Source organism: Pseudomonas indica NBRC 103045, from assembly GCF_002091635.1.
GTDB lineage: Bacteria > Pseudomonadota > Gammaproteobacteria > Pseudomonadales > Pseudomonadaceae > Pseudomonas_M > Pseudomonas_M indica.
Genome location: NZ_BDAC01000005.1, coordinates 140,351 through 166,001, shown reverse-complemented (window position 1 = coordinate 166,001; position 25,651 = coordinate 140,351). Strand labels below are relative to the sequence as shown.

The window sequence follows — 25,651 nt, the reverse complement described above, 5'->3', positions numbered from 1 at the left end:
TGTCGTTGAGCCGGGTGTCGAACCCTGCGGTTCACAGGCCAGCCTTGAATTCCGGTATGACGCCTTTGAACCGGCCAATGTCGGCGCCTTTGCCGTTGCCTCGGCCTCCGGCAGGTATGAGCCGGCCGGCACCGGTGGTAGTTCCTCAGTCAGCCGACCGGTTGCGTTCGCCCGAGGCCACGCCGCTGTCGGCCGAGTCCCGGCATCGCTCGGAGCGTCTGGGCCGCGATGTCGGAAGGGCGTCCGAGCGGGCGCTGCCTCCCTCTCGGGAGTCACGGGAAGCCAAGATGATTCGAGAGCTGGCGCGCAGAAACGGATGTGTACTCAGTCTGCCTTTCGAGCAGAGAAAAATGATGAGCACGATCTACCAACAAATTCCGGGCCTGGGGGGGCACCTCGATGCAGCCGAACAATCCCACGGGTGCTGCTTTGGCCTATCGCTCAACTGGTTGAAAAATGCGGCGGATGGTCACGACGATGCCTTCTTCGCCAATTCTCTTCAGGACTGGGGCAACAACTCGCTTTTTCTACGAACGATCGGCTTGCAATTCGTTGGGTTGGGCAAGGCCCGCAAGGAAAACGAAGAGAATGACCTGAAAGTGATCCAGGCGACGTTACCCGGCGCGGGGCTAGAAATGACGGGGGCGGGGGCCGTGAACCTTTCCCGGCCGGACATGAATCACGTGTTGAAACAGGCGTTGGAGTCCATGGGTAGGGGGACGGAGCCGCGTTATTTCGTCCTGGTGTCGGACACTCATGCCATGGCCTTGCGCAAGGACGAGTCGGGGTGTCTGCATTTCTTCGACCCGAACGGCGGTGTGATCAGCTCGGACAGCCCGGACGCAATGGCACGCATGCTGCGCGATACGCTGCTGTTGACTCCAAGCTACTGGCAACACGGGCAGGACAAGGTCTTGCAGATCGTCGAGGCCAAGCCGGCCGGGGGCGCGCAGGGTTGAACGCATGCGGTGCGTCACTTTTCCAGCGCGTCGGGTTTGCCCGTGGCGAGGGAGGGTACTAGAGTTCGTCGGCCACGGAGGTTTCCGTGGACGGGTGTGGTAACCCGATTGTCCAGGGCGCGGTAGCGCCAATCTCGTGAGCGCGTTTTAGCGCTGCTCTACGTCTTATAGCGTCCGCGTGGGCAGGCTTCGGCCTGGTGACATTTCGGACGCCGGACCCACGACGAAGTGGCAACGGCTCCTGCAATTCAAGGAGCACAGAATGCGTTATCTCCCCGTTTCTTTCCCGGTGTTGCCTGATGATCGGCTTGCCTCGGACCTCTCCCTTTCGGAGGTGCGCCATGGCTGACGTGATTCCATTTCCGGCACACCGCCGTCCTCAACCTTCTCCCGACATACCCGATTGCCCTTTCCAGGCCGACGCCGAAATGCGCCTGCGCCTGGCCCAACAGGCCATCCGTGCCGTGGCACGGCAGGAGGGCTGCACCCTGAACGATGCGTGGGCGGATGCCTGCCGAGGGGCGGACCGTCTGCTCGAAGAGGCCAGTGCGCTGTATCGCTGGGCGTTGGTGCAGAGGGAGCCTTAGGTCGGGCGCGAATCCGTAGGAGCCAGCTCTGCTGGCGATGCTTCGCGAGCAGAGCCCGCCCTTACAAATGTCAGGCTGATTTTCGTGTAGGGGCTACGATTCGAAATTCTTGCCTGATGGTTCCCACGCTCCGGCGTGGGAATCCCTTGTGAGGACGCTCTGCGTCCGCTCACTGCTACGGACGCGGCTGCATTCCCATGCAGAGCGTGGGAATGATCAGGACGCAGGGCTGGTTCCTGCAAAAAATGCGGCTCAGGCCATGCGGTCCGGTGGCATTTCGATCACTTCGCCGCTGGCTTCTTCGTCGTCGCCGAGCTGTTCGTCCAACTCGCGCAGCAGGCGGTAGACCTGGGCGACGGCCTGGAGGGTTTCGCGGGGGATGTAGCTGCCGACCTCGGTCTTGTACAGGGTCCGGGTCAACCAGATGTAGCGGATGACCGGGATCTCCCGTTCGTGGGCGTCTTCGATCAGGTCGCGGGCGTCGGCTTCTTCGCCCTTGTAGAGAATGACGGGCAGGGGCGTTTCTTCCGGGCGGTAGTACAATGCCACCGCGTAGTGGGTCGGGTTGACCAAGAGCATGTCCGGCTTTTCGTCCGTGGGTACCGGCTTGGGCTTCTTCTTCGGGGCATCGGGGCCGCTCATGACCAGCTCCCGCGCCACCGACTTGCGGTGGCCCTTGGTGTGCGGATCGCCTTCCATCTGCTTGTATTCGTTGTGGATGTCTTCCTTGCTCATGCGCTGGCGCTTGAGGAAGAAGTATTTCTGCAGGCCGAAGTCGATGGCGGCGATGGCCAGCAGGGTGCCCAGGGTGGCGTGGGCGATCTGGGCGAAGAGGTCGGCGAGGGTGTGCCAGTACTGGTCCAAGTCGGTCAGCGCCAGCTTGACCAACACGCCCAGCGCCGGTTTCACCACGATGTAGAGCACCGAGCAGATGGCCGCCGCCTTCAGCACGTTGGTCAGCATTTCCGTCATCTTCTGGGCGGAAAACATCTGCTTGATGTGGTTGACCGGGTTCAGCCGGTTGAAGTCGAGCTTAAAGGCCGCCGGCGCGAACATGGGGCCGATCTGAATCCAGCCGCCGATCACCCGCAGCAGCACCGCGACGGAAACGCTGACGATGGAAAAGGACGCGAGTGTCCAGAGGGCATGCACGAGCAGCTCTTCGAAGGCACGCACGAAGGGCTGGTCCATGCGCTGCAGGGGTAGCGCGACCAGGGCCTGGAGTTCGCGCATGCCGGTGTCGGCGAGGCCGAGGATGACTTCGATCAGCCCGGCGCAGATTGCCAGTTTGTGGACGTCCTGGCTCTGGCTGACTTCGCCCTTCTTACGCGCTTCCTGCAGTTTGTGGGGTGTTGCCTTCTCTGTCTTTTCTCCGCTCATGGCTGGCTCAGCATCAGGGGCAGCAGGTGGGAGAGGTCGCGCAGGTCGAGGAGGCGCTCGTTGGCGAGGTACTCGATCATGGGCATGTAGATCAGGACGAAGGCCATGCCGACCAGGCACTTGGCCGGCATGGACAGCGAGGAAACCTGCAGGTGAGGGCTGTAGAGGCTGAGGATCGCCACGGAGAAGTCCAGCATCAGCAGCAGACCCACCAGCGGCGCGGCGTAGAGCACCATGTGGCTGAAGGCGTCGGCGAGCAGGCCGAGGTAGACGTCGAAGCCGTCCGCCGTCGGCTGCGGCAGCCATTCGGTCGGCGGCCACACCAGGTAGCTGTCCCAGATGACCTGGGTGATGGCGGCGTAGCCGAGGCCGATGACCAGCAGGAGGATGAGCACTTCCTGCATCAGGTGGCCGAGGGGGGTGACATCCTGGCCGAGGGCCGGGTTGAGCTGGCCGCCGGTGAGGGCGCCGCGCTGGTTGTCGAACAGCGCGCCGACCGAGGAAAACAGCCAGAACGGCATGGACAGCAAGAGCCCGAGCAGGATGCCGAGCACGATTTCCTTGAAGAACAGGCCGCCGAGCCAGAGCCAGGTGTGTTCGGTGCCGGCGAGGGTGGCGCGGATGCCGGGCATGGGCACCAGCGCCAGGGCCAGGACGATGGCGTGGCGCAGCATGCCTTTCATTTCCTTGAAGGCGAAGATCGGTACTAGGAACAGACAGGGGTAGAGACGCGCCATGCCCAGGGTCAGGGCGAGGATGGTATCGACGAGTTGGTCGATGACGGGAAGCATGTCAGGCGCCTGTCTGCGCGATCATGTTGAAGGCGAGGGTGGTCAGCTCGATCAGCTCCACGCCGACCCAGCGCCCGGTCAGTGCCAGGGTCATGCCGACGGCGACCAGCTTGACGGCGAAGGGCAGGGTCTGGTCCTGCAACTGCATCACGGCCTGCAGCAGCGAGATGATCACGCCGACGATCACGGCGACGATGAGCGGCGGCGCGGAGAGCATGACCACCAGCAGCATGGCCTGCTTGAACAGGGTCAGGATTTCCATGGCGGTTTCCCTCAGAGGTAGCTGTAGAACAGGCCGTCGAGCAGGCGCGTCCAGCCGCTGGCCAGGACGAACAGGAGAATCTTCAGGGGCAGCGCCAGGGTCATGGGCGAGACCATCTGCATGCCGAGGGCGAGCAGGATGTTGGAGACGATCAGGTCGATGACGATGAGCGGGATGTAGACGAGGAAGCCGATCTGGAACCCCGCCTGCAGTTCGGAGAGGACGAAGGCCGGCACGATCACCAGGAGGTCGTCGCGCTTGACCTTGGCGGCCATGTCTTTCGGCCACATGCGGGCGCTGTTGTCCAGCAGGTGGGTGAGGATGTCCGGGTCGGTGTTGCGCGACATGAAGTTCTGCAGCGGCTCGATGACCCGCGTGGTGCCGGCCTGGATGGTGTCCATGGAGGAAAAGTCGATCTTTTCCTCCTTGAGGCGCTGGTTCATATCACTGAAGACGGGGGCCATGATGAAGATGGTGGCGGCCAGGGCGATGCCGTAGACCGCCATGTTCGGCGGCACCTGCTGCACCCCGATGGCGTTGCGGGTGATCAGGAGCACCATGGATATCTTCAGAAAACAGGTGCAGATGATCATCAGCAACGGCAGCAGGGAGAGCGCTCCGAGAAAGAGCGCGAGCAGCAAGGGGTCGACGTGTCCGATATTCATCTACCGAGTTCCAGGCGGGTGATCTGTAAACCTATGTGGCCATCCACGTCGACCAGTTCCCCGTGGGCCAGCGGACGGTCGTCATGGCAGAGCATGGCGAGGCCCGGAGTACCCTGGGTGAGGGTGAGCACGGAGCCCGCACCGAGGGTTCTCAGTTCGCCCAGGGTGAGGGACAGGCGCCCGCAGTTGAGGGTCAGGGACAGCGGCAGGTCGTCGAAGGTGGCGCCGCTGTCGTGGTCGTCTTCCAGGCCCATCTCCGGGGAAAGGCCTGGGACGGTGAGGTCGGGAGTGAACTCGCTGGCGTAGGCGTTCATGGGGATTTCCTCCAGGTCGGTGATGACGAAGTGCGGGTTGGGGTGGTTGTCGAGCTGGCCGTGCAGGCGCAGGCGGCCGAGCACCAGGTGGCCGGTGCCGTCGGGTTGGAAATAGGTCTGTTGCGGCAGCACGATGTCGCCGGCTCGCAATGAGCGGAGCTGGCCCATGGTGAGGGCGGTCCGCCCGAGCAGGAGCGGCGGCGACAGGCGCCAGCCGGGGCCGGTGGTGTTGGTCAGCGGACGCCAGCCCGGCTGGGCGAGCAGCCGTCGGGCGGTGTCCAGCGGCAGCAGGGCGTCGCTGCGCACGGTCTGGCCGTCCAACTGGGCTTCGAAGACGCAGGGCAGCCCGTCGTCCAATTCGAGGCGTCGCGGCACGATCTGGCCGAACAACTGGTGCAGCCGCGGGCTCAGGCACTGGTTGTAGAAGGGCCAATACCAATGGCCTTCGTCGGGCTCGAGCGTGTCGTTGTCGTCCAGCAGCGCCGGGCAGGTGGCCAGCAGGCTGAGCAGGGGCGAAGCCTGGTGCAACCGCAGCGGGCCGAGGTCGGTGGCGAAGGTGACGCCGTTGCCGGCTGCCTTCTCGTTGGCCTGGTACAACGTGAGGGTGCCCTGGCAGTCGGCGAGCTGGAAGTCCAGCACCAGGCCCTGGCCGATGCGCCGGCGGATCTCGGCTTGCGCCTGGGGCAGCGGCCGCAGTTTGAGCAGCTTGGCGGTCATGCCCAGTCCTCCTGCTCCTGGAATTCCAGTTGCACCGGCCGGCCGATGGCGTTCGCCAGGCTCTGCTGGCAGTGCCCACGGCTGTCGCGGAAGCGCTCGACGAGGCTGCGGCGGGCGAAGCGCAGGGTGATGTTCCAGCCTTGCCCGGCCTGTTGCTTGAGTGCCACGCCGACCTCACCGAGGTTGGGCAGCATCAGGGTGGCGTTGAACGGTTCGCCGGCCTGCTCGGGGCGGTCGGCGAGCAGCCCGGTGAGCTGTGCCTGTACGTCGTCCCAGGCGGGCGACGCGCCGCCGGCCGGGGCGCTGTCCGCTTCCGGCAAGGCGCTTCCTGTATGGCCGGCGCCGGCCTGGGGCAGCCAGTCGATGTCGCCGCCGAGCAGGTCGAGGAACAGATCGCGGTCGGTCTCGGCACGGTGGTGTTCGCTGGCGCGTTCCGACCTGTCCCGCTGCACTTCTCGCGGTGTTTCCCGTGGCTGGGCAGCGGCGCTGCGAGGGGGCTGTTGCTGGGTACGCTGGATCTGGTTCACAGGACGGCCCCCAGGTTCTTGGTCAGGTAGTCGAGCTTTTCCACGTCGCGCTGGCTGACGATCACGGTGTGGCGGGCACTGTCGATGCGTTGTTCCTGGCGGCCATGGTTGTTCTTCAGCTCGTCCAGTTGCTGTTCGCGCTGGGCGAGGGCACCGATCATGCCTTTCTCGCGGTTGCTCCAGTCCTGCAGTTTGGCGACCGGCTTGGCTTCGGCCTGGTATTCGGCGAGCAGGTCGGCGCGCTCGCGCCAATGCGCCTGGCGATGCTCTTGCAGCGCCGCGCGGTCGCTTTCGAGGCGCGCGGCCAGTTCGGCCAGGCGGGCCTGTTCCTCGCGCAGTTCGCGTTCGGCGCGGCTGAGGCGTTGGCGGCGGATGGGCTTGAGGATGGCCAGGGTGCGGCTCAGGTCGGCCATGGCCGGGTCTTCGGCCAGCGGCTCTTCCGGCATGAACTTAGCGTGGCGCATGGGCGGTCACTCCGGTCAACTGTTCGAGGGTTTCGATGAGGTCGGTGGGGTCGCGCATTTCCTGGCGCAGGAAGGCGTTGATGGCGTCCTGTGCTTCCACCGCGTAGTCGGTGAGCGGGTCGTGACCCTGCTGGTATTCGCCGAGCTTGATGAGCATTTCCACCTGCTGGTAGGCGGCCATCAACCGGCGCAGGGTGGTGGCCTGGCGGATATGGTCGCGCTCGACCACGTTGCTCATGGTCCGGCTCAGGCTGGCGAGCACGTCGATGGCCGGGTAGTGGCCTTTCTCCGCCAGGCGGCGGGCCAGGACGATGTGGCCGTCGAGCAGGGAACGCACTTCGTCGGCGACCGGGTCGTTCATCGAGTCCTGCTCGATGAGCACCGAGTAGAGCGCGGTGATGGCGCCGTCGTTGGTCTTGCCGGCGCGCTCCACCAGGCGCGGGAGCAGGGTATAGACCGAGGGTGGCAGGCCGCCGCGTCCCGGCGGCTCGCCGCTGGCCAGGCCGATTTCGCGCTGGGCACGGGCGAAGCGGGTGAGCGAGTCGATCACCAGCAGTACCTTGCAGCCCTTGCGCCGGTAGCCTTCGGCGATGGCGGTGGCGGTGAAGGCCGCGCGGGCGCGCTCCATGCTGCTGCGGTCGGAGGTGGAGCAGACCAGCACGGTGCGACGGCGCAGTTCGTCGTCCAGTTCGTGGTCGAGGAATTCGCGCAGTTCGCGGCCACGTTCGCCGATCAGACCGAAGACGATGGCGTCGCACGGGGTGTTGCGCGCCAGTTCGGCGAGCAGGGTGGTCTTGCCGCAACCGGCGCCGGCGAACAGGCCGACGCGCTGGCCTTCGCCGATGGTCAGCAGGCCGTCGATGGCGCGCATGCCAGTAGGCAGCGGGGTATCGATGCGTGGGCGGTCGGTCGGTGCCGGCGCGTCGCTGATCACCGGGAGGGCGTGCTCGGAATCCTCCGGGTTGGCGAAGGCGCTGCGGCTTTCGCTGTCGATGGCACGGCCGAAGCCGTCGAGTACGCTGCCCAGCAGGTCGTCGCTGACCACGATGCTGTGCGGGCGGAACAACGGGATCACACGAGCGCCGATGGCGATGCCGTCTAGCGCGCCGAGGGCGGAGAGCAGGGTGATTTCCTGGTTGAAGCCGACGATCTCGGCGAGGACCATTTCCCCGTCGTCGCGCTGGATGCGGCACAGGTCGCCGATCTTGGCGCGTGGCAGGCGGCTTTCCAGGAGGATGCCGCTGACGCCGCTGATGCGGCCGAAGGTGCTCACCGGAGCGTAGCGGCGCAGGCGCGCGCGCTCGGCCTGGCACCAGGCTTCCAGGTTCTGCAGCGCGGCGTCCATCACCAGGTCACCTCGATCTGCTGGTTGCCCTCGAACTTGAGGTGCTTGTTGTCCAGCAGCACCAGGCGCAGACCGTCGATCTCGTCGCCGACGAAGATCCGGCGTCCGGTGGTGGTGACGATGTGCGCACGCGGGCCGCCGTTGATCTGGACGATGGTGAAGGGCAGCGCCGAGACCAGGGGGGTGGTGCGGTCGATCACCTTGAGTTCGCCGTTGTACTGCCGGTCGAAGCGCACCAGCATGCGCTGCACCATTTCCTGTTCGCTCTCACCGATGCTGCCGTGCAGGACCAGGTTGTCGCCCTCGACGGTGAGGCTAAGCTGCCGGTTCAATTCGCGGTCCCGGATCATCTTCAGCAGGGTGGTCTTGCCCGCTTCCAGTGATGGCCGTGGGCGGGTGACCTGGGGCTTTTCCGGGATGGCGGCCTGGCCGGTCATGATCCAGCCGGTGGCGATCGCCAGGGTCACGCTGGCGCCCAGGGTTAGCATGCCGGGCCAGTTGCGCGAGCGGCGCGGTACGGGCGGGCGGTCTTCGCTCGGTGCGGCCAGTTCGGTGGTGGCCGGGGCGGCGTCGCTTTCGACCAGCTCCTGTTGCTCGGTTCCGGTGGTGTTGTCTTCCTGCTCTTCCGCGGGCCATTCCTTGTCGGCGCTGACCAGGGTCAGCCATACGCCACCGAGGGCGAACAGGGTATCCGGCTGCAGCGGGTCGATCTCGCTGACGCGGTGCCCTTCGCCGTCGCCGATCTGTCCTTCGCAGGCGGACAGGGCCCAGGCGTCGCCGCGTCGTTCCAGCAGGCAGTGTTCGGTCTGGATGCCGGGGTCATAGAGCGCCAGGTCGGCTTCGGAAGAGGAACCGATGCGCCACTGGCCACCGCTGAGCGGCAGGGCGGCGCCGCGGTGCAAGCCGGTCAATACGCGTAGTTCGTACATGTTGAGGTCCCGTTCCAATCAAGCGAAATGCCGTCAGGCAAGCATCATGTGCGAGTCGTCGAGGTTGATCCGGCCCAGTACGTTGACTGGTATGGAGCTCTGCAACTCGGCGAAAGAAAGCACCGGCACTTGGTTGAATTCGTCCTGCAGCAGGGTCCGTAGCGGGCTGCGCAGATCCTGGGCCACCAGGAGCAATGCGTTCTTCCTGCCTCTGAGTGGGAAAGCGGCGCGCAACTGTTCCATCAGTACGTTGCCGAGTTCGGGGGAGAGGGCGAAGAAGGTGCCGGTTTGCATCTGGCGCAGGGAGTCGCGTAGCAGCACTTCGGTCTCCGGCGTCAGCAGCCAGACGTGCAGGCCTTCGCTGTCGCAGTGCTGGTGGCAGATTTGCGTACGCAGGGCGATGCGCACGTAGTCGGTGAGAATGCCGACGTCGCGTTCGTGCTGGCCGTGTTCGATCAGCGCCTCGGCGATGGGGCGGATGGCGCGCACCGGGATGCGTTCGGCCGCCAGGCGCTGGAGCACGGCGGAGAAGCGCGACAGGGGCAGCACGCGCTGCAATTCCTGGGCGAGTTCGGATTGCTCGCTTTCCAGCCAGCCGAGAATCGCCTTGGTTTCCTGCAGGCCGATGAATTGCGCGCTGGTGCTGTGCAAGGCCTTGCTCATCCGTTCCTGGATCAGCGCCTCGGCGGGAACGCCGGTCAACTCGCCGTTCTGCAGCGCCGGGTGGTCCGGGTCGAGCCAGACCCACGCCGCTTCTTCGCGGTCCGGGTCGCCGGGCGGGATGCCCTCGGCGTGTTCGCCCAGCAGGTTGCGTTCGACCGCCAGTTTGCCGTTGGCGAAGCTGGCCTTGAGCACCGGGACTTCGTGGATGCAGAAGCGGAATTCGTCCGGCGCCACCCGCTCGCTGTACTCGATCTCGAAGGAGGGCAGGGTGAAGCCGAAACGATAGACGAGGGTGTTGCGTTGCTGGCGGATGCCGTGGATGACCGATTCCGCCAGCGGCTGCCCCAGGTGCTGACTGTGGAATTGCAACAGGTAGGGACGGGTAGGGATGAAGCGGCGCAGGTCTTCGTGGCCGTTCTGTTCCGGCTCGCATTGCACGGCCGTGTTCTGATTGCTCAGGCCGTTCTGCTTGGCCCTCCACAATTGCAGCAGCCCACTGCCCAGGCAGACGATGCTGATGGTCACGAACACCGCGCCGGGCATGCCGGGGATCGCGGCGAAGCCGAGCATGGCGACGGAGGCGATGATCCAGGCCTTGGGCTGGCTGGTGAGCTGCTCGGCGATTTCCTGGCCGATGTTGGCATCCACCGTCTGGCTGCCGGAGACGCGGGTGATGATCATGCCGGCGGTCAGGGAGATGAGCAGCGCGGGAATCTGGGCGATCAGGCCGTCGCCGATGGTCAGCACCGAGTACAGGCGCATGGAGTCGCCGGCGGCCATGCCGTTTTGCAGCACGCCGATGGCGAAGCCGCCCAGCATGTTGATGAAGACGATAATCAGGCTGGCGATGGCGTCGCCCTTGACGAACTTCATGGCGCCATCCATCGCGCCGAACAACTGGCTTTCCTTGCCGAGACGCTCGCGGCGGATGCGCGCCTCGGTGCCGTCGATCAGGCCGGCGCGCAAGTCGCTGTCGATGGACATCTGCTTGCCGGGCATGGCATCGAGGGTGAAGCGGGCCGCGACCTCGGCGACCCGTTCGGAACCCTTGGTGATGACCAGGAAGTTCACGATGGTGAGGATCAGGAAGATCACCAGGCCCACCGCCAGGTTGCCGCCCACCACGAAGTTGCCGAACGCCTCGACGATGTGGCCGGCGTCATGCTGCAAGAGGATCAGCCGCGTGGTGGCGATGGACAGCGCCAGGCGGAACATGGTGGTGAGCAGCAGCACCGCGGGGAAGGTGGAGAACGCCAGCGGTGTCGGCAGGTACATGGCCAGCATGATCAGCAGGGAGGACAAGCTGATGTTCACCGCGATCAGCACGTCCACCACCTGGGTCGGCAGCGGCAGGATGAACATGAACACGATGGCCATGACCATGACGGCGCCGACCACCTCGGAACGCCGCATCGCGCTGATGGCGATGCGGTTCAACAATACGATTAGACCATTCATGCGCTCGCCTTCCTGTTCGGTTCCGTGCGCAGTTGCCGCTCGACGCGGGCCTGTTCGTCCATCAGGGCGCGCAGGATGCCCAGCCCGCTCTGGCGGCTCTTGGCGTCTTTCCAGAGGGCGACGGGCAGCTCATTGACCACGGGGTACAAGGCATTCAGGAATGGCGCCTGCTTCAGGGGTTCCTTGCCGATCACCTCATGGCTGAGGTTCTGGAAGTCGCGGACGAACACGCCGGCATTGGCCAGGCGCAGCAGGCGCCGGGTCAGTTGGATGGCGCTCATGCCGGGTGGGTTGTCTTCGCTGCCGACGCGCTCGAGCAGATCGCGGCTGCTTTTCAGGGTATGGCTCAGTTGGCTGGAGGCGTTGAGCTGGCCGAGCAGGTCGCGTAGCGCCTTGGGGGTGAGCGAGGGGGCCAGGGCGCCAATGTCGTCGGCCAGGGCACGTTGCATGGCGTGCAGGCCGCGATTGAAATCTTTCTCGTCGAAACGCTCGAGCAGGGAGTCGAGAAGACCGCTTGCGGATTGTTGGTTCACCACCGCCTGGTAATAGAGCTGGCGCATGGCCTGCTTCTGCTGCGGGTCCGAACTGAAGTCGGCGATGGCGGCCGCGGTGTTGAAGCCGGCGCGAATCTGCTCGCCGTAGTCCTTCTCCAGCGCCTGCAGGTAGCGCTCGGCAGTCTGGGTGTCGGTGAGATTACCTTCCGCCTTGGCCTGGCGCTGTATCTGCTGCAACAGCAGGCTGGCGCGGGCCGGGTCCTTGTCGACCTGCTCCAGCAGATCGTCCACGGACGGATTCTTGCTCAGCAGGCCGCGCATCTGCTCGGCCTGTTTGCTCATCTGTGTCAGTGAGGGCTGGTCCAGCAGGCGATAAAGCTCGGCCAGCTTTTCCACGCGCTCCACGGCGCGTGCAGATTTCCGACCTGCAATCTCCCGGTTGTGCAGCGTTTTGCTGTGACGCTCGATGCTTTCGCTGAACGCCATGGAAATCTCTTCCATCGAGTTCGCCAAGGGTTGGCTCTGGATCGCTTGAGCCGGTTTCTCGGCAGGAGGCTCGGGTAGGTCTACGGGAGTACTGAAACTATTGGGCTGAATGCCGTTGAGAGAATTGATCGACATGACGAGTTGACCCACTTGGAGAGGTTCAACTGCTGTGTGGAAAAAATAACGGATGAGTTCCGAAAGAGTGAATTTATTTGGCTCGAGAGGCTTTTGGTGGGGTGCATATATATAAGGAAGAAAGACGTGCAAATTGTTGCATTGGATTTTTTCCTTTTTGCAGATGGTTGCACTGATTAATTCCTTTGAATTTAAATTTCTCTTTTAAAATCAATAAGTTGATTTTGTTTTATTCCATGGCATGGGCTCTGCAATAGGTGTTTTGCCAACTCTGGCATTACCTGTTCGATAAAAGAGGACAAGCCATGGAAAATATTGCGATCCAACGCCCTGAACTGACTCAAGTGGATTGGGGTGAGCTGGCCAAGAGCTGTGAGCAGAAACTTCGTCGCTTCATTCGCAAGCGGGTTTTGAATCAGGACGATGCCGAAGACTTGATGCAGATGACGTATCTCGAGGCATTGCGTAATCAGCATAAGTTCTCCGGTACTTCCAAGCCGGAAACCTGGTTGTTCGGTATCGCGGTGAACTTGGTGCGCAACCATTTCAAATGCCTGTATGGCCAGCCGCAGTGCAGCGATCTGGACGATGTGATCGGCACGCTGGAATACGACATGGACCCGGGCGCGCTTGCCGAGCAGCACCACACCCTGGCGCGCACGGCGGAGGCCATCGAGGCATTGCCCAGCGACATGCGCACCCTGTTGGATCTGATCGTGGAAAGCGACCTGAGCTACCAGGACGCCGCGGAGGCGTTGGGCATTCCGGTCGGTACGGTCCGCTCGCGCCTGTCCCGTGCCCGCGAGCAATTGAAAAACACGGTTTTCAGCTGAGTTCAGCCATTCCAGCCCAAGGGTGTGCCGCGCACACCCGCAGGGTAGAGCGGTTTATCCCGCTCAGGGTAAGCAAATCCCCGAATGACGGAACCCCTTTGTGATCGATGCCACTCAACTGCCGAGACACGCATCGTTCTCGAAACACAAAGGAGATGAGTCACATGACGAAAGAAGAAGAAACCCTGCAGGCTGCCCACGAAGAGCTTTACGGCCGGTTGATCACTGAACTGGCAGACGCCTTCGGCGTCGACGCAGCCGCGCTCAAGGAGACCGGTCACCTGGTGGTCGGCGGCATCGATATCGGTTTGCTGAACTACAAGATGTGGGACCAGGGCCGGATCACGGTGTTCTTCGATTTGGGCACCATTCCGCCAGCCCGGCAGGCCGAGGTGTACCGCAAGCTGCTGGAGCAGAACCTGCTGTTGCCGCGCACCTTCGGCACCTACGCGATCATCCCCGGGACTGACCATGGTGCCCTGGCTTACACCTTCGATATCGACGGCCTCGATGGCTACGGGTTGGCCAAGAACATCTGCGAAACCCTGACCCAGTATCGGAGCCTCGAGAAATCCCTGCAGGACGCCAGCGAAAGCAGCCGCCTGCGGATGGGAACCTCCCTGAAATCGTCCGGAATCGGTCTTTAGTGAAACGCCATGGATCGCCGATTCAGTACGGCTGGTTTTTCCCGTAGTGCTGTCTGCCCGAATCTGGCGCTAACGGTGTGGCGTTTCCCCGATGAAGACGAATGATCTTTCATTGCAAGCCGATAAAAACGAAGGAAATGACCCATGCAAGTCGGTAATCAACCACCCCATCTCGCAATTACATTGCACGACTCGGCGCCACTCACGCCCGCGCCGAGCGGCCCTCAGACCAAAGGCGAAAAGATCAACTCCTGGCTGGGCTCCGCCGGCCAGCAGGCCATCGTCAGCGGTGTGGCCTGGGGCTTCGCCAACAAGCTGGCTCCTGCTGTAGGGAAGAAAGTGGGCGAATCGATCGCGGGACCTGAAGGCGCTACCGCAGGTGTTGCGATCGGCAACCTGATTGGCGGTGCCTGCCTGGGCATTGCCCACTACTCCGCGGAAGTCGCCTGTACGAAGCTACGGACCAAGCTGGGGCATGGCTTCCAGTACCAGCCGGATATCAATGGCGCCAAGGGTAAAAAGTTCACCTATAACACCTTCATCGCCACCTTCAGTTCGGTAGGGGCACTCAAGGGTTTGGTTAAGGAGAAGCTCGGCATCGGCAAAGGCTGGGGAGACGTCTTCAAGGGCGTCGGGCTGGATGTTGCGTCCTCCGCTATCGGAGGAGGCATCGCCCAGTCGATCATCAACCTGCGCAAGCCGCTGGTGGGTGGGGGCGGGTTCCATGGCGAACTCAAGTACAAAGAGATCAAGGACGGCCCCTACAACTGGCGCGAAGCGAAGAACCGCATCGCAGGGGGTACGGTTGCCGGGGCTTCCGGGGCCATGCTGGATGCGGTTACCGAGATGTCGAATCCGAAGGGGGGCTTCAAGGTTGCGACCAGCATGGTGATGGGCGGTGCGAAGTCCTGGATGATGCTGCACACCTGGTTCAACGCCCGAGAGACGGTGGGTGCGATGTTTCCGAAGCCACCGGCTGCGACACCCACTCCGCCCGAAGCCCCGACGGCCCCGACGCCGCCTGCTCCGCCGACGCAGGAGCACGTCGCTCCCCCCGAGGGCAGCACGCTCGAGATCGAGCTGACGAGCCAGACGGGTGAATCATCCCATATCCCTACACCGTCGCTCCTGAAAGATACGGTGGAATCGCAGCGCTATTACGGTGGGGAGCAATCGGAAATAGTCGCTGAGCAGTCAGGCGCGGATGAGGATGAGAAAACCCCCATCACTTCCAAGCGCCATGGAGAAAACACCTTGGAGAAGGTGTTTAGCCAATCCTCCCGTGGATGGATGCGGTCCTCCTAGCCTGCACACGAGCGAAGCCCGGAGTATTCCGGGCTTTCTCGTTCCATCGGCGTGACGGTGGCGCTTTGAGCTGGGCCGGATTCGCTCACGGGGGCGTCGATTGTTTGAGCTGCATCGTCAGCTTTCGAGCGAGGCATCATAGAGGCAAAGGAATTGTCGATGCGTTCGAGCGCATCGGCGGTGCGTTCCTGAAACTGCAAGGCGAGCAGCAGAAATGCCACCTCATTGGCGATGGCGTCGTTGGCCTGCCGCAGCTCCATGCTGGCATCCAGGACTTTCAAAGCGGCCATATCGAGCTCTTCGAATATCCGGTCCTGCACCTTGTCGGGGGATCGGCTGAATTGAAGATACTGTTGAGTGATCGCCTGGGTACTGGCGATTCCCTGGTGAATCGCGGCCACGGTTTCCCGAATTCGGCCTTCCTGGTCAGCGATGATCTCCTGACGCTGACGCAGCTCTGCTGCGACCGATGTCAGTTTCCCTTTTTCGGATTGAGACGCCGCAAGCGAAATCGACGCATCGAGAATCAACAGCTTGTTTTGCCGGGTCGTATCGCTGAGGCTCTTCGTTTGATCCTGCAAACGGACCAGCAATGTCAGCAGTTCCCGGGTTTCCTGCGCCAGCGATTCCTTGCCAGCCGTCTCCAACGATCTTTTTAGCCTACCCAGAGCGCAACGATTGAGTTCGAACAGGCTGGGCAGGCCACCGTCGGTTCCTTCGTAAAGAAGCACCAACCGCTCGGTTCGCGTAGCCAGATCGGTGAAACAGGTGGCCAGGGTGCTGGTCGTCCTCTCGCTATAGTGCCGGGCGATTTCGAGCTGCCGACTGCAGGCCGGCAGCACCTCATCCAGGTTTGCCGCGATCTCCATTTGCGCAGGCTTGCCGGCCGGCTCGCCATGGCGATACGACCGTAACGTGGCATCGGCACGCGCAGCGGACCAGATCGCCGATACCAGGCCAATGGAGACGGCCGATGCGGCGAGTTCCAGGGACAGCGGCGAGAAAGCATCGTCCCACAACAGCCAGGCACCCGTTGCGATACCCGCCGTGGCGAGCGAGAGGGGTTGCAAGAGCATCCTGACACGGGAAGGAATACCGGCTTTGCTGATCGACATGGAGTGCTCCGTTGTCCTGCTCGGTCGCCGTTGGCAATCGATAGAGTGGTTATTGCCGACTCTGGAGAATCCGATGTCGAGGAGCTATCGGTTTGCCACTGATTTTGTTGTCGGAAGCCGGAGGGGGCGGGTAGGGATAGTCCGAGCCCTGGGTGGGTACGGGATAAGCGTGGTTAGTGTGGAGGAGGGATGGAGCTGACAGGACGTGGACATATGCTAGAAACGCAGGGTAGGGGGACCTAGGCGAATCCCTACCCTGCGTTCTTCGAGGCTTTACCGCCAGCAGTCCGATACGTCGCCGCTACCGGTCTCTCCGCGAACGCCCATGGCGTCCAGGGTCAGCGTGCGGCAGGTGGTATCTCTCGTCTGCGCATTCTGCGGTATGGCGTTGAGCGTATAACCGTCGCCATCGACCGCAATCGTCAACTGGTAAAGCCTGTTCGCAGAAAACTCCGACAAGCCGAGCTTCTTGGCGGTGTCGGCATATTCGTTGTTCTGCGAAAAGTAGCGCTCCTGCCGCGCCGCGGCATCGTTCAGGAGGGCCATGCCCTCCGTCCGGTTGCCGCGGATCACGTACTGCTGATAGTTCGGAATGGCGATGGCGGCGAGGATGCCGATGATCACCACGACGATCATCAGTTCGATCAGGGTGAAACCGCGAGCCTGATGCATGGCACGTTACTCCTGTTCCGTCGGGACGACTTGCCAGCTCTGGCGGCCGGTGGCATTGGGGCCTAGGTTGACGAGCATTCCGTCATCGTTGCCGTTACGGTCACTGTTATTGCTACCGCTAGCGGGGCTAAATATCCTGTCACCGCTGACGTCATAGCCTCCTGCCGCCGATGTTTCTATGCCGGATACCACTATATCGCCGCCCATGCTGTCGCTCATGTCGACCGTGTTGTCTCCACTGAGATCGAAGACATTGAAGTCTGTACGGCCTCCCGTATTGGGGTCGATGGCATACTTCCAGCCTTTAAGGCCGGCCGTGCAAGGGTCGCTACTCGGTATGCGTGTACCGACGAAGAGCACTTGGCCACGGGGTTGCATTTCATCGATAACCCGCTCACCCGTATCTTTTTCCTGGCCGACTTTGAAGTCCAAATACCAACCCCATTTTTCGATATCGCCGTTGCTATTCAGCCATGTAACCGGGTTCTGGCTCAGGATACGAACGTTATGGGTGGCTTGGCCGAATGAAGAAACCTTTTGGAGCTCAAAGGATTGTTGTTGGAGATTCTCGCGTCCGAGATCGCGGACGTTATGGGCTGTTTCACCCTGGGTCTGTGTATCCCAGATGCCATAGAGTGTTTGCACGTCAACATTCGACTTGTCACTTTCGCCTAAATAACGGCCGGTACCGAAGGCAACCAGATAGCCCTTTTGGGTTGGGTGAGGGACCAAGGAAGGTGCTGCTGTAATGGACTGTGCCTTACCGTCCTCCGAAACGGCCGTATAAAGCGGTTTACCAGAGAACGATACGCTGAATTGCCCAGCCACACCGGGACCGTCGCTGGATCTGCCGAGTGGGGCACTTTGATTACGATTCCTGCTCAGGAGATCGAAGCGCCAGAGGTTACCTTGCAAATCGCCGGCATAGGCATAGTCGGCGACATTATCGCCGTTGTAATCGGCAATACGGACGCTGGAAAGACCGTTGTAGGCCTTATTGTTGCCTTGAGCATCCAGCTTGCTGATCAGCTTGCCTGTTTTGATGTCGAGAATGAACAGGACGGCTTTCCCACTGGCGCTGTTGGCACTGTCATAACCGTTACCCATCAGAACCGCCCATTGATCGCTATGCAGCCGTGCAATGGCGGGTTCAGGGAAACTGTATCCCAGGTCACTGAGTTTCGTTTTTTCATCCAGGGTTTCGGGAGTGGTATCGCTGAATTCCCACAAAAGCTGGATGTCGTCAGGATTGGTAACGTCCAGCGCGAACAACGAACGACCACCCGCCCGGAGAGTGCCAACCAACACGGTGTGCCAATTGCCGTCGAAGAACACATCGCTGACACTCAGGGAGCCATCGACGTAGTAGCGATGGTTATACCCTGGGAAGGTCAGTTGGTTTAGATGCTCAATGACTGCGCTGGGTACGAAAGCAAAGGTTTCCGTGCCGGTGTTAGCGTCGAAAGCGTGCAACATGCCGTCGTTTGCACCGACGTAAATTTGCTGGCGTACTTTGCTCTGCTTCGTTTGGAACTGGCTGTAGTTGCTCCCGCTGCCTTCGAGGGCATCGGCCATGTATCCCAGATACTGAGCTCCCGCCACGATCACCGGACCAGAGTTGACGATGTCACCAAGCAGGGCGTTCCTCTGTCGAAACCCATTACCTTCGAGGCTTTGGTCACCGCGGATATACTCCAGCCGTTTGGCCCCGTTATCGTCAGATTTTCCATCTTCCCCCTTGCTAAGTGCGATTTTTTGTTCGTCGCTAAGATTGTTCCATTGAAAGTCCACCAATGCCCCCTTGCGACCGGCCATTTTAATAGTCCGGCTGAGAGGAATTTGGGCGGTCCATGCACGAGTCAATGAACCGGTAGCGGGGTTCAGCGTTTCTTTGAAAAATTCCCCGCTCCAGCTTCCTGCCTTGAATGAGGTCTTATAAACCGAGCGACTGTCTGCCAGGGTGGGGCCGTCTGACATCACAGCGGGGCGGCTGACCGAGGCATTATTTTGCAGAATGTCGCCGAATGCCTTGTTTAACTGCTCCTTAAGGGTCAGGGCATTGGTGACCAGGAAGTAGTTGGTGGGGTTTTTGCCCGAATCGTTGCTTGCCGTCTGGACGGTATTGGGATCGCCATACTTGGCGGCGTACCAAAGCGGGTCTTTGAGTAGCTTGGCCCCTTTGCTATCGCCGGGTTTAAAGGTGCGTTCCGCCACCGGAGGGAGGCCGGCACATTCGGCACTTTCAAGATTTTTCTTTATCGAGCACCAGCCGGCAGGGCGGTTCGGTGGCGTATTCAGCTTATATGCCACTTGGCCGGCGCAACTGTTGCGTGTACCGTCGTTATGGCTGCCTGTCAGATCGCATACTTCTAGATAGGTACCATCAGCCGTACTACCCGAAATAACATAACCGGCATGCTGGTCCATGCCGCCGGCAGCATATTCGGAATACAGCTTGACCTTGAGGTCGTTCTTTTCCGTAACCTCGACCGTATAGAGTACGATCATGTCCATGTCATGGTCGGCGCCTTGCTCCACATCCTCAAAGTTGATGCGGAACTCGGCATAAGGACGACCTTCATTGATGGTTTTGTCGGAATCGCTACCATCGTCCGCCATATTGGCGATCTTCTGGACGTAGAAGTCGACAATTTGATTGGTAGGCTGAAATTCTTTTTCCGCATTGATATTGAATCCCGATACGGATTTTGCGTACGGCACAAGGGTTATCTGATCCTTGCCGACAGGAATCTCAAACTTGGGAAGAGGGGACGTCAGCGCAACTGAATAGGTTCTGAGTTCCTTGTCTCCACCGACCTTGTTCAATGCACCGAAGCGGGAAATACCGGCTGCATAGTAAGAGCCCTGCTTGGTCGGTTCTTCAGGAGCAAGCCCGCGGATGGTTGAAAAATTGGAAAACTTCTTGGGTGTAGGGGCATTGTCGACGACTCCGTTGGATTCACCGACGATGACCTGTGCAGGTTTGTTCTTTTCCTCTTTCCAGATAGCATCGACTTGCTCGGATACATTCAACTTGGAAATGGATTTTGGATCATTGGAGTTGCTCAGTGGTTTCCAATGGCTTCCAGGAAGATCTGTATCATAGGATGTATTGATGTCGCTCACTACCGTCATGACGGGTATTGAACAGGCGAAATGGCCGCCGCCACCGTCTGCTTTAGACAAATAGGGAGAAGTCCAGTCGGGCTTGGCGAGACCAAGGTTTAGGTCGTCGCCCCACCAAGGATCGTAATCGAACTCGGAACGAGGTCCCTTGGCGCCTGCAAAATAGCGCAAGGACTCATACATCATTTCGGCGACGGGGTTACCCCACATATTGCACTCGCCATCTTCGATCGGACGAGTTGTGATCCAACCGCAATTATAGATATCCCCATTGAAGCCCATGGTCTTGAAACGATTGAGAGTATCGACCACTCCCTTTACGTCACCATCGGCACCGCAGTTGCCATTGAGGCAGAACTGGCCAGTCTGGGCGTTAAGTTCACGGGAGAAGCTTTCGATGTTACTGCGCAACACACCGCCTTGAGTATTCTTCTTGTAAGAGCCGGTCAATAGGCCGAAGTACATCCGATCCGTCGCCCCATAGTCGTGCAGGATACCTGTGGGCTTGGCTACTCCCGATGGATAATGTTGGCAGTTGGCTTCCAACTTCCCGCTTTCGCAGACACGAACGCGGACGCGGTAATCCGCGATGTCACCGCAGCTGTGGCCACTTGACTTGCATTCGTGGTCGGCAACGGGACGCTCCTTGGACACCCACTCCCAGATGCGATAAGGAGAGTTTTTCAACAATCGCAGACGAGGGCCCCAGGCTTCGGCGGAGCTGAGCGTGGTATTGGCAAAAAGGTGCCGCGTACCGTTTGTGGGGATGCTGACCGGAGCGTACTTACTGATGTCGTAGCCGTCGACTGCGACACTGGTGTATTCCTTGCCCCAGCTATGGGCATCCTGGGGAATATGGGAGCGTTCGAGAACGGTTTCGGTGGCGCTGTCGATGGCTCGGTAGCCGCCATAGAAAACCTTGCGCATGGCGTCCATGCGTGAGGTGGTCAAGTAGTTCAGGAAGTCGCCGCTCCAACTACTGCCATTACAGGTTTTGTTCGGTGCCTCGTCGGCAGGATTGAACTGGCGGCTGCTTTCATCGTAGGTATAGCAGCGATGAGAGTCGAAATAGCCGTAGTAGTCGATTCCCCCTACGCTGGTCGATAGATGCCCTTTGTAGCCGACATCGATAACACCATCCCCGTTGAGGTCCGAGGCATCGTTATAGGCTTCGTAATACAGTTTGTGGTCACGTCCCATCACCAACATGTTCAGCGGTGGGGCCGCGTTGCTGACGAAGAGGGGAGCTTGAGAGATGTCGACATTCGCCAGGACTATAGAGCTGTCCAAAGCAGCATGAAAAAGAAAGACGCCCATTAGCGGCTTGGATAAGTAATCGAAAACTTTCATTCCTGAGATCTCTTATAGATCGACGATGCTGAGTTCAGTTGAATTGTCGAACGACAACTGAACGAAGAATGCTTTTACCCCCTTTGCTGTTTTTGGCTTGACTATTGATTTCGTAGGCGAAAATGCCTCCTTTACCTTTCATCGCATCGCCGTATTGGGGGGTTATGACGTACGCCTGGATGACGTACCAGCTCGTCTCACGATCGGGTTTCGTGGCATTGTCGCTGCCTTTGTAAGCCACCGATCCGGTGAAGTCGGGGGTATCGTAGGACGGGTCTCGATTCAAGATGCACAACGGGGTCACGCTCATGTTGTTGCCATTGCACCGCTCTGGCGGCCTGACAAGATTCGTGAGTCGTTTTTCGGCATCCCGCAGTCCCGATTCCGCCGAATTGAACAAACGCTTCTGCTCCAGAGCGCTCCCAGTCATCCGGCTTTCCAGCGTGGTTTCGCGCATGCTGGAAATGGCCAGCAGCGTCACGATTAGCAGCATGACCAAGGCAATCAGCAAGGTCGCGCCACGTTGTTTATGGAGGAGGGGGCTCATGGCATCAGATTCCTCAGGGTTATGTTGCCGATGGCGATCTGGTAGAGGCGGCCTTGGTCGGTTTTGGCCAAGCTGTTCTGTTCCGCCTTTGTAAGAAGTGCCTTCCAGTCGTCAAGGACCTTGCTGGAGTCGTCCGTGCGCATACGCGCCTGTTCGCTGGCCATTAGCGCCTTGTAGCGAACCGAGCGGATAGCCGTGCCATTGGCGGGCTTGGTGGTGTAATCCTTGATGACGCGTTCTGTTTCGGGACCGGTGCCCAGCTCGAAGCGGATATCGGCGATACCTTTCACCAGAACCGCAGATTTGCTGTTACGGGAGCACACCAGTTCGCCGCTGTCGTTGAGCGCCAGTTTCTCGGTGATGGGGTCGACATTGGTATAGGGCGTGGCGGGGACATTGCCGGCTTTCTCGCCGAGACAATCGGTGTCGCCCGGATAACGGGGCTGGTAACGCAGGCAGATACCGTTGTCTCCACTGAGCTTTACTGTCTGCCCGGCACTGAATGCTGGACATTCCTTGCTGGCGGCTATGGCTGGAAATGCCCTATTGAAGGAAGTGCTCGGTACGTGTCGATAGCCGGTTTTCGCCAGCTCCTGATCCAGAACGAGCAGAGTGAATCGGCTGTTCTCCTGGTTGGCGGCCTGGCTTTGCTGGAAGAGGTAATTGCGTTTGTTGTCGATGAAGATCTGCGTGACGCCGAGTATCAGGAAGCAACCAATAAGCATGGCGATCATCAGTTCGATCAGGGAAAGGCCACGTTGTGCGTGATGAGAAAGAAACATGGTCGCTCCTCAGATTTCCGCACGCAGGCGGTAGCGGCACACCTTCGGGCCTTCGGTCGTGTCGCTGGCATCCAGGCATTCGCCAGCCTTCACCTTCCAGGCCAGTTGGATCTCCACGGTAGAACCCTGTCCGCAGGTACCGCCCGGGGTCCGGGTATGGCAGACATGGAATTCTTTCGTGAGCAGGTCGTTGGTGACGCCTGGCAGACGGCTACGGGCCTGCAATGCCCAGCAACCGAGCTGGCGGTCGACGGAAAGGGTGGTGGACTGGCAATCCTTGGCATCCACCGTGGGGAACGCCGAGCCAGGGGCTTTGCGATAGTTCTCTTCGGCATCGGCGTTGCTGCGGATCAGCTCCAGCAGATCGTTCGCCAACATGGCAGCAGTGTTGCGCTGGACGGAGTCCTGGGTGTACTGGATCGTCCGTGCCTGCATGGCGACCATGCCGAGTACACCGATGACGATCAGCAACAGGGCGATCAAAACTTCGATCATGCTGAATCCCCGCTGGCGGCGGAGTGCGCGAAGGCCTTGCGTCATCACGAGGTGGCGCATGCTTTTTTCTCCTGGGTCTTGCTGGAAAGGCTGACCCTGCCGCTGTTTTCCACGCTTAGGGTGCGGACCAGAGCCGGCGTGCTCTGAGCGCAGACGGCGATGGCGAGCGCCGCATCCGCCGTGCCGTTCTGGCGAAAGGTCAAGGTATCGCGGCTGGCCTGTAGATCGACGGCTGTGAAGCGTTGCTGGCGAAGTACCTTGTCCTTCGTCTTGACGAGCCAGGCACCATCTTTGTTTTGGGTGACCGTAATAGAGCGGCCACGCGATACCGCTTCGGTGCGTGCGTATTGCAGCAAACCGTAGAACTCTTCGCTGGCGCTCTGAAGGCGGTTGCGTCTTATCAGGTCGGTAAAGCTCGGCACCGCGATTCCGGCGAAGATGCCGAGAATCGCGACGATTACCATGAGCTCAACCAAGGTGAACCCCGATGAGGTTTTTCCCCAGGGCATTTTTCGTTTCTCCAGGCGGTGGGTTCAGCGAGCGCATCACATTGCGTTGCTCGTTCCCTGAGTTGACGTCGCCCGGTTAGTCCGATGGTTTTTGCTTACTTGCGTTAAAGCAGATGGATAGTGGGAAGAGTGCGGTTTTCTTCAGACAAATGGCATCGGCTGCCACTGATTTTGAAGTGGGATTTCCAGTGTTCGCTGTAGGAAATATCTTAGTTTTTCGGGGGCGGTTGACGAGTTGACCAAAAATAAAGCCGGAAATTATCCGGCTTTGTGTGAGTTACCTGAACTTCTGGTCAGCGGAAATACTAGTCAGGGTTGTGTCAGGCAATTTGCTGTGCAGGTGTACGAAAGAATTGGGCTGGCTTGGTGTTGCCAATACTTTCGTTTATATGGCTGGACTGCGCGGATAGTAGGCGAGACTCTTCGAGGACTTCTTTTTGTTCCAGGGCATAAAGACTCTGGGAGTCGGCGGGCGGATTGAAAACCACCATGGTCTTGCCTTTGACCTGAACCAGCCCCTGGTTTTCCAGATTCTTCAGTACTCGACCGACCATCTCCCGCGAACAGCTGATGATCCGGGCGATTTCCTGTCGCGTGATCTTGACCTGGATGCCATCCGGATGGGTCATCGCGCCGGGTTGTGTGCAGAGGTCGAACAGCGTGCGAGCGACGCGGTGCGTAATGTCGAGAAAGGTCAGGTCGAAGGCTTTGCGTGTGGTATTGCGCAGGCGTTCGGCCATCTGCTTGATGACCGCGTAGAGTAGCTCGGGGTCCTGTTTGGCCAGTTCCCGGAAACGTTCATAACTGACTTCCGCCACTTCGCATTCGGTCTTCGCGATGACCCAGGCGCTACGCGTCTGCTTCGGTCCCTCGCGATCGAACAGACCCATCTCCCCGAAGAATTCTCCGGATTTCAGGTAGGTAATGATGAGCTCACGCCCAGTGTCGTCATCGATCAATACACTCATCGATCCCTTGATGATCAGATACAGGGTTTCGCAACGATCGCCTGGGCAGATTACGGTGCTTTTGGCGGGGTACCGCCGGTAGTGGCAATGGGTGAGAAACTTTTCAAGATTCTTGATCTTTGGAGCGAGAGTTGTCAGTGGCATTTTTAGTCCCAATACAGAAGAGAGGTTCTCTATCTTGTTTGGTGGAGGAAACTCACCGGCAATGAATCGCATTGCATGGAGTTTGAATCTCTTCGATTCCGTGGAACTTACGTTCCAGCGTTCCTCCAGGTTGCGCATGGAGCCTTGGGTGAAGATTCGCCGTACCGCTTGATTCGCCACTGATTCGGCTGTTGCCGTTACTCCTGGGCGCCCGGTTACGGATGTGTCCTACGGTGACTCTTCTTGGCGCCAGGAGCTATCGGGATCGGCTGGTTTTTAAGTGGGGGTTGGGTAGGGATTTGTAGGGTATTTCCTATTTTTAAAAGTGCCGAACGCCACTCAGACAATCTTGTGCGCGATGCTGTACCGGATCAGATCGGCATTGCTGGAGAAGCCCATTTTTTCCATCAGGCGTGCCTTGTGGGTGCTCACGGTCTTGTTGCTGATTGCAAGCTCAGTCGCAATCTGGTTGACGCTCAGACCGCGCGCGAGCAGCCGCAGAATCTGCAGTTCCCGCCGGGTGAGGTCGTCGTGATCGGCGCGTTGGCCGAAGCCGCTCGCTTCCAAAGCCATCTGTTCGGCAAGTTGCGGATCGATGAAGGGCGCGCCGGCAACGACGCGGCGGATGGCAGTGAGTAGGGCCTCGGGGTCGCGGTCCTTGGTCAGGTAGCCCAGAGCTCCCGCCTTGAGTGCACGTTGGGCGATCTGGGTTTCGTTGTGCATGCTGAGCACCAGGATGGGCAGCAGAGGATAGTGTGTATGAACACGGGCGATCAGGTCCTCACCGGCGATTCCCGGCATGCTCATGTCGAGCAGGAGCAGGTCGATGCCACCGGCTCTCAGTTGATCGAGCACTTCGATGCCGCTTTCGGCTTCGCCAACCACGATCAGGTCGTCGACCAGAGCGAAGAGCTGCTTCAGACCTTCACGCATGATGGCATGGTCATCGGCTATGAGTACGCGAATCATTTGACCTCCGAAG

The 25,651-nt window shown here is 60.3% G+C and carries 24 protein-coding genes and 1 pseudogene; 5 read left to right on the top strand and 20 right to left on the bottom strand.

From position 1 onward, the window contains the following. Positions 1–287 precede the first annotated feature (287 nt). Both PIN01S_RS08445 and PIN01S_RS26255 read left to right on the top strand, forming a co-directional pair. Positions 288–959, top strand: a complete 672-nt coding sequence (locus PIN01S_RS08445; RefSeq protein ID WP_169715805.1) for a YopT-type cysteine protease domain-containing protein — start codon at positions 288–290, stop codon at positions 957–959. 341 nt (positions 960–1,300) lie between these two features. Next, positions 1,301–1,546, top strand: coding sequence for a hypothetical protein (locus PIN01S_RS26255; RefSeq protein ID WP_139198554.1), 246 nt, complete (start codon positions 1,301–1,303; stop codon positions 1,544–1,546). A 252-nt stretch (positions 1,547–1,798) separates the two neighbouring features. Here PIN01S_RS26255 and sctU read toward each other — a convergent pair whose 3' ends face one another. From sctU to sctW, 11 genes are read right to left on the bottom strand one after another with little or no spacing between them, the layout of a single operon-like run. Next, the gene (sctU, locus tag PIN01S_RS08440; RefSeq protein WP_084335217.1) at positions 1,799–2,926 is read right to left on the bottom strand and encodes a type III secretion system export apparatus subunit SctU; all 1,128 of its coding nucleotides are present in this window, start codon (positions 2,924–2,926) and stop codon (positions 1,799–1,801) included. Continuing rightward, positions 2,923–3,717 (bottom strand): type III secretion system export apparatus subunit SctT, encoded by a 795-nt coding sequence (gene sctT / locus PIN01S_RS08435; RefSeq protein ID WP_084335216.1) that lies wholly within the window; start codon positions 3,715–3,717, stop codon positions 2,923–2,925. Before sctT ends, sctU begins: the two co-directional genes overlap by 4 nt. 1 nt (position 3,718) lies before the next feature. Continuing rightward, entirely contained in the window at positions 3,719–3,979 is a 261-nt protein-coding gene (gene sctS, locus PIN01S_RS08430; protein ID WP_084335215.1) for a type III secretion system export apparatus subunit SctS, read from the bottom strand. 11 nt (positions 3,980–3,990) lie between these two features. Next, complete coding sequence (gene sctR / locus PIN01S_RS08425; protein ID WP_084335214.1) at positions 3,991–4,644, bottom strand: type III secretion system export apparatus subunit SctR; 654 nt, start codon at positions 4,642–4,644, stop codon at positions 3,991–3,993. Beyond that, entirely contained in the window at positions 4,641–5,675 is a 1,035-nt protein-coding gene (gene sctQ / locus PIN01S_RS08420; protein ID WP_084335213.1) for a type III secretion system cytoplasmic ring protein SctQ, read from the bottom strand. Before sctQ ends, sctR begins: the two co-directional genes overlap by 4 nt. Beyond that, on the bottom strand, positions 5,672–6,202 hold the full coding sequence (locus tag PIN01S_RS08415; protein WP_084335212.1) for a type III secretion system HrpP C-terminal domain-containing protein: 531 nt from the start codon (positions 6,200–6,202) through the stop codon (positions 5,672–5,674). Before PIN01S_RS08415 ends, sctQ begins: the two co-directional genes overlap by 4 nt. Next, a complete protein-coding gene (gene sctO / locus PIN01S_RS08410) occupies positions 6,199–6,666 on the bottom strand; it encodes a type III secretion system stalk subunit SctO (RefSeq protein ID WP_084335211.1) in 468 nt (155 codons plus the stop codon). Before sctO ends, PIN01S_RS08415 begins: the two co-directional genes overlap by 4 nt. Next, positions 6,653–8,011, bottom strand: a complete 1,359-nt coding sequence (gene sctN / locus PIN01S_RS08405; RefSeq protein WP_170837193.1) for a type III secretion system ATPase SctN — start codon at positions 8,009–8,011, stop codon at positions 6,653–6,655. The genes sctO and sctN overlap by 14 nt, the downstream gene beginning before the upstream one ends. Beyond that, on the bottom strand, positions 8,011–8,940 hold the full coding sequence (locus tag PIN01S_RS08400) for an FHA domain-containing protein (RefSeq protein ID WP_084335209.1): 930 nt from the start codon (positions 8,938–8,940) through the stop codon (positions 8,011–8,013). Before PIN01S_RS08400 ends, sctN begins: the two co-directional genes overlap by 1 nt. Positions 8,941–8,973: 33 nt before the next feature. Further along, positions 8,974–11,061: a type III secretion system export apparatus subunit SctV gene (sctV, locus tag PIN01S_RS08395; protein ID WP_084335208.1), complete on the bottom strand. Its 2,088-nt coding sequence runs from the start codon at positions 11,059–11,061 to the stop codon at positions 8,974–8,976. Then, positions 11,058–12,176, bottom strand: a complete 1,119-nt coding sequence (gene sctW, locus PIN01S_RS08390; RefSeq protein WP_084335207.1) for a type III secretion system gatekeeper subunit SctW — start codon at positions 12,174–12,176, stop codon at positions 11,058–11,060. The genes sctV and sctW overlap by 4 nt, the downstream gene beginning before the upstream one ends. A 305-nt stretch (positions 12,177–12,481) precedes the next feature. Here sctW and PIN01S_RS08385 point away from each other — a divergent pair, with 305 nt between their 5' ends. The 3 genes from PIN01S_RS08385 (at position 12,482) to PIN01S_RS26880 (ending at position 14,961) form a co-directional block, all read left to right on the top strand. Further along, complete coding sequence (locus PIN01S_RS08385) at positions 12,482–13,009, top strand: RNA polymerase sigma factor (RefSeq protein ID WP_084335206.1); 528 nt, start codon at positions 12,482–12,484, stop codon at positions 13,007–13,009. A 164-nt stretch (positions 13,010–13,173) separates the two neighbouring features. Then, a complete protein-coding gene (locus tag PIN01S_RS08380) occupies positions 13,174–13,656 on the top strand; it encodes a CesT family type III secretion system chaperone (protein WP_169715803.1) in 483 nt (160 codons plus the stop codon). A gap of 144 nt (positions 13,657–13,800) precedes the next feature. After that, positions 13,801–14,961, top strand: coding sequence for a hypothetical protein (locus PIN01S_RS26880; protein ID WP_084335204.1), 1,161 nt, complete (start codon positions 13,801–13,803; stop codon positions 14,959–14,961). On the opposite strand, the gene PIN01S_RS08370 is transcribed toward PIN01S_RS26880, so the two are convergent. The 9 genes and pseudogenes from PIN01S_RS08370 to PIN01S_RS08325 all read right to left on the bottom strand — a co-directional run bounded on the left by PIN01S_RS08370 (position 14,958) and on the right by PIN01S_RS08325 (position 25,638). Next, the gene (locus PIN01S_RS08370) at positions 14,958–16,076 is read right to left on the bottom strand and encodes a hypothetical protein (protein WP_084335203.1); all 1,119 of its coding nucleotides are present in this window, start codon (positions 16,074–16,076) and stop codon (positions 14,958–14,960) included. The two genes, PIN01S_RS26880 and PIN01S_RS08370, sit on opposite strands and share 4 nt — an antisense overlap. A 273-nt stretch (positions 16,077–16,349) precedes the next feature. Then, the gene (locus PIN01S_RS08360) at positions 16,350–16,748 is read right to left on the bottom strand and encodes a type IV pilin protein (protein ID WP_084335201.1); all 399 of its coding nucleotides are present in this window, start codon (positions 16,746–16,748) and stop codon (positions 16,350–16,352) included. Positions 16,749–16,754: 6 nt separating this feature from the next. Then, complete coding sequence (locus tag PIN01S_RS08355; RefSeq protein WP_084335200.1) at positions 16,755–21,224, bottom strand: pilus assembly protein; 4,470 nt, start codon at positions 21,222–21,224, stop codon at positions 16,755–16,757. Positions 21,225–21,258: 34 nt separating this feature from the next. Then, positions 21,259–21,771 (bottom strand): pilus assembly PilX family protein, encoded by a 513-nt coding sequence (locus tag PIN01S_RS08350; protein WP_084335199.1) that lies wholly within the window; start codon positions 21,769–21,771, stop codon positions 21,259–21,261. Further along, complete coding sequence (locus tag PIN01S_RS08345) at positions 21,768–22,553, bottom strand: PilW family protein (protein WP_084335198.1); 786 nt, start codon at positions 22,551–22,553, stop codon at positions 21,768–21,770. Before PIN01S_RS08345 ends, PIN01S_RS08350 begins: the two co-directional genes overlap by 4 nt. A gap of 9 nt (positions 22,554–22,562) precedes the next feature. Continuing rightward, entirely contained in the window at positions 22,563–23,093 is a 531-nt protein-coding gene (pilV, locus tag PIN01S_RS08340; protein WP_090257179.1) for a type IV pilus modification protein PilV, read from the bottom strand. After that, positions 23,093–23,557 carry a GspH/FimT family pseudopilin gene (locus PIN01S_RS08335; RefSeq protein WP_084335196.1) on the bottom strand — a complete coding sequence of 155 codons (465 nt, stop codon included), beginning with the start codon at positions 23,555–23,557 and terminating at the stop codon, positions 23,093–23,095. Before PIN01S_RS08335 ends, pilV begins: the two co-directional genes overlap by 1 nt. Before the next feature lie 479 nt (positions 23,558–24,036). Then, positions 24,037–24,669, bottom strand: a pseudogene (gene crp, locus PIN01S_RS08330) (cAMP-activated global transcriptional regulator CRP); the annotation flags it as partial. 339 nt (positions 24,670–25,008) lie between these two features. Further along, on the bottom strand, positions 25,009–25,638 hold the full coding sequence (locus PIN01S_RS08325) for a response regulator (RefSeq protein WP_084335194.1): 630 nt from the start codon (positions 25,636–25,638) through the stop codon (positions 25,009–25,011). Positions 25,639–25,651: the final 13 nt, after the last annotated feature.